The organism is Streptomyces recifensis, from assembly GCF_002154615.1.
GTDB classification, from domain to species: Bacteria; Actinomycetota; Actinomycetes; order Streptomycetales; family Streptomycetaceae; genus Streptomyces; species Streptomyces griseoluteus.
On record NZ_MUNH01000788.1, the window covers coordinates 1 to 3302 of the forward strand.

Annotated in this window: 2 protein-coding genes; one reads left to right on the forward strand and one right to left on the reverse strand. The window is 74.7% G+C overall.

Annotated features, from left to right (window positions below; translation table 11 throughout):
• Window positions 1–207 precede the first annotated feature (207 nt).
• Complete coding sequence (locus tag CCN33_RS29715; RefSeq protein ID WP_425275878.1) at window positions 208–2340, reverse strand: SpoIIE family protein phosphatase; 2133 nt, start codon at window positions 2338–2340, stop codon at window positions 208–210.
• 235 nt (window positions 2341–2575) lie between these two features.
• On the opposite strand from CCN33_RS29715, the gene CCN33_RS29720 reads away from it, so the two are divergent.
• On the forward strand, window positions 2576–3302 hold a 727-nt coding region (locus CCN33_RS29720; RefSeq protein ID WP_140394758.1), incomplete at its 3' end, for a PAS domain-containing protein.

The window sequence follows — 3302 nt, forward strand, 5'->3', positions numbered from 1 at the left end:
GCGGGCGACCAGGCCGGTGCCGGTGACCAGGCGGGCGGCGACCAGATCGGCGGCGCCGACGACCAGGCCGGTGCGGGTGCGGGTGCCGCTCAGGAGCAGGGCGCCAAGCATCACCACCGCAACCGTCAGCAGGGCGGAACCTCCGCCAACTGACGCACCGGGTCCGGCCCTTCGGCGGAAGGGCCGGACCCTTCGCGCACCGGACGCTCAACTCCCGTTCCGCGCCCGGAGCAACAGCACCGCCACGTCGTCCACCCGGTCCCGCCCCGCGGTGCCGTGCCGGACCAGTGCGTCCGCCAGCTCCTCCAGCGGACCGTCGCCCGCCTCGGAGAACAACGCGCCCAGGTCGATCAGCGCGTCCTCGATGTCCACACCGGGCGACTCCACCAGTCCGTCCGTGTAAAGGGCGAGCACCGAGCCCGGCGCCATCGGCACCTCCGTCGTCGGGTACGCCGCTTCCGAGTCGATGCCGAGCAGGGGGCCCCCGGCCAGGTCCAGCACCCGTACCCGCCCGTCCGGGCGTCTGAGCAGCGGCGGCGGATGACCGGCCCGTGCCATGACGGCCCGGCCGTGCGCGGGGTCGAGGCGGAGATAGAGGCAACTGGCGAACAACTCGGTACCGAGGTCGATCAGCAGCCGGTTGATGCTGCCCATCACCTCGCCCGGCGCCTGCCCCACCGTGCTGTACGCGCGGACACCGGTGCGGATCTGGCCCATCAGGGCCGCCGCCGTCACGTTGTGCCCCTGGACGTCGCCGATCACCGCGGACGCCCGCGGCCGGGTCGGCACCAGGTCGTAGAAGTCGCCGCCGATGTCCATGCCCCGCGTCGCCGGGAGATAGCGCGCGGCCGCCTCGATGCCGGGCGGCGGGGACAGCGAGTGCGGCAGCAGCGCCTCCTGGAGCCCGTGCGCCAGCCGGTGCTTGGCGTCGTACAGCATCGTCCGTTCCAGCGCCTGGGCGATCAGCCCGCCGAGGCTGGTCAGCACCGCCCGCTCCTCGGCGGGGAAGGAGCGCGGCTCCGCGTACGCCAGCACACACGTCCCCACCCGGCGCCCGGACGCGACCAGCGGCAGGAAGGCCCAGGCCGCGAAGCCGTCACGGGACTCGCGTCGCACGGGATACAGCCGCTCCAACTGCTCCAGCGACTCGAAGAACGCGGGCACTCCCGTGCTCAACGCCTGGGTGCCGGGGGTGCGTTCGCTCAGTGGCATCCCGTCGAACCACCCGGCCACCCGCTCGTCCGCATAGCCGCGGTGCCCGAGCACCCGCATCCGTCCCTCCTCGGCGGCGAGCAGCATCAGCGCATGACTGCCGACCGCCGGACCCACCTCGTCCGCGACCAGTTGGACGAGATCGTCCACCGCCACCGCCTCGGTCAGCGCCCCCGTCAGGCTCAGCAGCCGCGAGATCGTCACCAGCCGGTGCGGCCGGGCCCCGGCCGGCACGCCCGTGCGCTCGGTCAGCACCCGGACGCGCGTGATGCGCACGCTCACCCCGGTGCTGCCCGGATAGAGCCGGAAGGACAGCCAGTGGCCGGGCGGCCGCAGCGCCACGAAGGAGGCCGGACGGCGGCTGATCAGCGCGGCCCGGTAACGGTCCTCGTACAGTGGGTCGTTGAGCCACGGAACCGACACCCAGGGCAGCGTGCCGAGCAGTTCGGCCGCGGGACGGCCGAGCAGTTCGGCGGCGGCCGCGTTGACGTGCCCGATCCGGCCGTTCAGGTCGAGCGACACCAGCCCGTACGGCAGCCGGGCCACCATCCGCGCCGCCTCCACCGGCCCCAGCGTGTCGACGACGGCCGCGTCCGGGGTCGCCACCAGATCCCGCTCGGAGCCCAGCGGCAGGTTCTCGGCCGACGCCCGCGCCAGCACCCGGGTCAGCCGCTCGCACCCCGCCGCCAGCAGTGTCCGCTCCCGCTCGCTCAGCTCGGGGCCGTGCCCGGCCGGCCAGGTCACGAACACCGAGCCGAGCACGACGTCGTCCATGGCCAGCGGCAGCGCCGCCAGTGCGAAGGGATACGGCAGCACCACCGCGATGCGCGGGAAGCGGCGCGCCATCTCCTCGCCGCCGCCGACCCACACCGGCCGCCGCTGCCGCACGGCCTGCGCGACCGGGATCGGCGCGCTGACCCCGACCCGCTCCCACGGCGCGGCGAACGCCCTGGGCAGGCCCGCCATCACCGCCATCTCCAGCACCGGCACATCGGGCCGCAGCAGGTAGACCGCGCCCGAGTGCGCGCCCACGTCCTCCATCATCGCGGCCAGGGCGATCGACAGCGGAGGCCGCCCCGCCCCCGGGGTCTCCCGAGCGGAGTCCGGCGTGTCGGACACGCCGACCACCTCCTCGTACGGCACTCACGCCCCGGACCGCGGACGGCTCCCACTTGTGGAAGTACGCCGAGTACCCCCTCCCGGCATCGCGCATGCCGGGCGGCGGAAAAGGCCGATACGCGGGTGCACGCGGCTTTCGGGTCAATCGCGCGGTAGGGAAAAACCGCGCGTGGTCGGTGCACAGGGGCTGCGCCACGCGCCCGCACGCGCTGTAATGGCGAACGTGGCGAGTGAGGGTGCTGCGGTGCGCAGGACGGGAGCCGGGCGTGCCGAGCACGTCCTCGCCACACTCATGGCCGCGCCCGCCTCCTCCGACCGGCTCCGCCGCGTCCTGGAACAGGCCCTCGTCCTCGCCGGTGCCTCGTTCGCCGGCGTGTACGCCCCCGGTGACGACCCCGCCGTGCTGTGCCTGGCCGAGTCCGTCGGACTGCCCGGCTCGCTGTACGGCCTGCGCGACGGCTACCCCGCCGACGGCGGCGCCCCGGTCGCCGAGGCCCACCGCACGGGCCGTCCCCTCTGGCTCGGCCCCCGCGAAGTGGCCGACCGCGCCGAGGGCCGCCGTACCCCGGCGTCCGACTTCTCGCTTGCCGCCCTGCCCCTCGCCGGGCCGGGGAGCGGCTCGCTGCTGGCGGTCGCGGAACAGCCCGAGGGGTTCGCCGCGGGGGAGAGGGCCGCGCTGGAACTCATCGCCCGCGCCGTCGCCGTCCCGGAGCCCGGCCCGGCCGACTCCCACGAGCCGGCCCCGGACGCCTTCAGCCTCGCCATGGACACCGGGCGCGTGGAGGTCGGCGACGAGATACTGCGGCTCTTCGGCATAGGGCGCGACGAATTCGACGGCAAGGTGGAGACGCTGCTCGGGCTCACTGTGCCCGAGGACCTGCCCGCGCTGATGTCGGTGGTGGAGCCCGACCACATGTCGCTGGACGAGCGGGAGCTGGAGTTCCGCGTCCGGCAGCCGTCCGGGGCGCTCC